This is a genomic window from Blastococcus sp. MG754426 (assembly GCF_021699055.1).
Lineage (GTDB): Bacteria > Actinomycetota > Actinomycetes > Mycobacteriales > Geodermatophilaceae > Blastococcus.
Genome location: NZ_SSXC01000145.1, coordinates 1 through 2,618, shown reverse-complemented (window position 1 = coordinate 2,618; position 2,618 = coordinate 1). Strand labels below are relative to the sequence as shown.

Below are 2,618 nucleotides of genomic sequence, written 5' to 3'. Positions count from 1 at the left end.
GTCGGCGACGACGACGTCGGCGGTGGCCAGGGCCTGGCGGCCGCGGACGGTGATCAGGCCGGGGTCGCCGGGGCCGCCACCGACCAGCACCACGCTGCCCCCCGGTGCGGGACGGGCGGCGCGGTCGCGGATGCTGCCGTCGGTCAGCCCGGCGACGATCGCGTCCCGCACCCCGATCGCCCGCTGCGGGTCCCCGCCCCCGTGCACGCCCACGACCAGTTCGCCCTGCCGCCCGATGGCGGGCGTCCAGACGCTGGAGGCCGACCGGTCGTCGGCGCGCGCGCAGAAGATGCGGTCGTCCTCCGCCTCCGCGGCGACGGCGGCGTTGACCGCGGGGTCGTCGGTGGCGGCGACCGCGTACCAGGCCCCGGCGAGGTCGCCGCGGCGGTAGGTGCGCCGGAGCCAGGTCGCGCGGCCGGCCGCGGCCAGCGACTCCAGCGCGGGCGTCACCTCGGGGCTGACCACCGTGACGCGGGCCCGCGCCTCCAGCAGGCCGGCGACGCGCCGGTGGGCGACCCGGCCGCCGCCCACGACGACGACCGGCCGGTCGCGCAGCCGCAGCCCGACCGGGTAGACCGTGCCCTGCTCGGGGGGCACCGGGGTGGCGTTCAGCGGATCTCCTCGGGGGTGCCGGTGGTCGTCCGCCCCGTGGAGCCGCACCGGGGGGACCGGGACAGGATCCCAGCGAGGGTGGCGGCGAACGCGCGCGAGGTCGCCGGGTCCCGCACGGCGACCCGCAGGTGGTCGGGGCCCAGCCCCGGGAACGAGTCGCCGCGGCGGACCGCCCAGCCCGCGTCGCGGAGCTCCCGCCGCACCCGCGCCCCGTCGGGCACCCGCAGCAGGACGAACGAGGAGCGGGGGGTGCCCAGGGCCGCCACCTGCGGGGGCAGGGCCGCGAGCAGCGCCGCGCGGTGCCCGGTGAGCGCGACCGCCGCCTGCTGCGCCTCGGCGCGTGCGGCCGGGGCGGTGCAGGCGACCAGCGCGGCCAGCGCCGGGGTGCTCACCGGCCACGGCGGCTGCTGGGCGGCGAGCGCGGCCACCAGATCCGGAGGCCCGAGCGCGTAGCCCACCCGCAGCCCCGCCAGGCCCCACGTCTTGGTCAGGCTGCGCACGACGAGCAGGCCGGGCAGGTCGGCGCGCCCGGCCAGCGACTCCGGCTCGCCGGGCACGGTGTCGGCGAAGGCCTCGTCGACCACGAGCACGCGGCCGGGGCGGGCCAGGGCGGCGAGGTCGCGGGCCGGGTGCAGCACCGACGTCGGGTTGGTCGGGTTGCCCAGCACCACCAGGTCGGCGTCGTCCGGGACGGCGCGGGGGTCGAGCCGGTAGCCGTCGGCCTCCCGCAGGAGCAGCCGGCTCACCGGGTGGCCGGCGGCCCGCAGCGCGGCCTCCGGTTCGGTGAAGGAGGGGTGCACGACGACGGCGTGCCGGGGCCGCAGCGCGCGGGCGAGCAGCACGAACACCTCCGCGGCGCCGGCGGCGAGCAGCACCCCGCCGGGGTCGCGGCCGTGCGCCGCGGCGACGGCCGTGCGGGCGGGGGGGAGGACCGGGTAGGCCGCGCTGGCCTCCAGCGACTCCCGCAGGACGTCGCGCAGCCAGGGCGGGGGCGTCCCGGCCCGCACGTTGACGGCGAGGTCGACCAGGCCGGGCGCCAGTTCGGCGTCGCCGTGGTGCCGCAGATCGGTCACGTCTCCTCTTCGCTGTCGCTGTCGGGCCCGGCGGCCATGAGACCACGGCGCGTGTGACAGCCGTGTGGCGTGACTTGACGGATCGGAAAGCGACGGCCACGCTTTCCGTCATGGAAAGTGACGAGGCGGACGCCCGGGCGCAGCTGGCCGCCCTGCGCGCGGACCGGGTGGCGCTCGCCGAGCGCGTGGTGCAGCCCTGGTGGTACGACGCGCTCCTCGGCCTGCTGACGTTCCTGCTGTTCGCCTCGTACTCCTTCGCCTTCCCCTGGCTGACGCTCGGGGCGCTGGTGGTCTACCTGGCCGGCCTCCGCGGGCTGGTGGCGGTCTACCGGAGGCTGACCGGCGCGTGGGTCAGCGGCGACCGGCCGGGGCCCACCCGCCGGGCCTACACGGCGTGGCTGGTCGGCGCCACGCTGGTCGTCGTGCCGGCCCTGGTCCTCGAGCTGGCGCTCGACGTCGGCGGGGCGATGGTCGTGGCCGGCGCGGTCCTCGGGGTCGGCATCGCACTGGTCAGCCGGTGGTGGACCCGCATCTACGTCGCCGAGCTGCGCGGCGAGCTGTGACCGCCGTCCGGCCGCGGTTCGACCCGGTCGTGCACGCGCCGCCCCGGCTCCAGGTGTGCGGGCTGCTCGCCGCCGTCGACTCGATGGACTTCGCGGCGGTGCGCGAGCGGATCGGGGTCAGCGACTCGGTGCTCTCCAAGCACGTCAAGCAGCTCGAGGAGGCCGGCTACGTGACGGTCCGCAAGGCCACCCGCGCCTCCCGCGTGCGGACCGGCCTCGCGCTGACGGCAGCCGGCCGCGCCGCCTTCGACGCCCACGTCGCCGAGCTGCGGCGGATCACCGGGGGCTGACCCTCCGCGCGCGTCCACCCGGGCACCGGCAGAGTGGGCGCCGGCGAACGGGCGGGACGGGACGGGGGACGGATGCGGGG

General features: G+C 78.5%; 4 protein-coding genes. 2 read left to right on the top strand and 2 right to left on the bottom strand.

Annotated elements, in window-relative coordinates; all coding sequences use genetic code 11:
* On the bottom strand, positions 1–597 hold a 597-nt coding region (locus E9549_RS22625), incomplete at its 3' end, for a bifunctional precorrin-2 dehydrogenase/sirohydrochlorin ferrochelatase (protein WP_236828856.1).
* A gap of 11 nt (positions 598–608) precedes the next feature.
* The gene (cobC, locus tag E9549_RS22620; protein WP_304505824.1) at positions 609–1,745 is read right to left on the bottom strand and encodes an Rv2231c family pyridoxal phosphate-dependent protein CobC; all 1,137 of its coding nucleotides are present in this window, start codon (positions 1,743–1,745) and stop codon (positions 609–611) included.
* A 50-nt stretch (positions 1,746–1,795) separates the two neighbouring features.
* On the opposite strand from cobC, the gene E9549_RS22615 reads away from it, so the two are divergent.
* Both E9549_RS22615 and E9549_RS22610 read left to right on the top strand, forming a co-directional pair.
* Complete coding sequence (locus E9549_RS22615) at positions 1,796–2,248, top strand: hypothetical protein (protein WP_236828851.1); 453 nt, start codon at positions 1,796–1,798, stop codon at positions 2,246–2,248.
* Complete coding sequence (locus tag E9549_RS22610; RefSeq protein WP_236828849.1) at positions 2,245–2,538, top strand: transcriptional regulator; 294 nt, start codon at positions 2,245–2,247, stop codon at positions 2,536–2,538. The genes E9549_RS22615 and E9549_RS22610 overlap by 4 nt, the downstream gene beginning before the upstream one ends.
* The last annotated feature ends 80 nt before the right edge of the window (positions 2,539–2,618 follow it).

Coding starts and splice junctions, on each gene's coding strand:
- E9549_RS22615 (WP_236828851.1), top strand. CDS start 1,796: ATGGAAAGTGACGAGGCGGACGCCCGGGCGCAGCTGGCCGCCCTGCGC.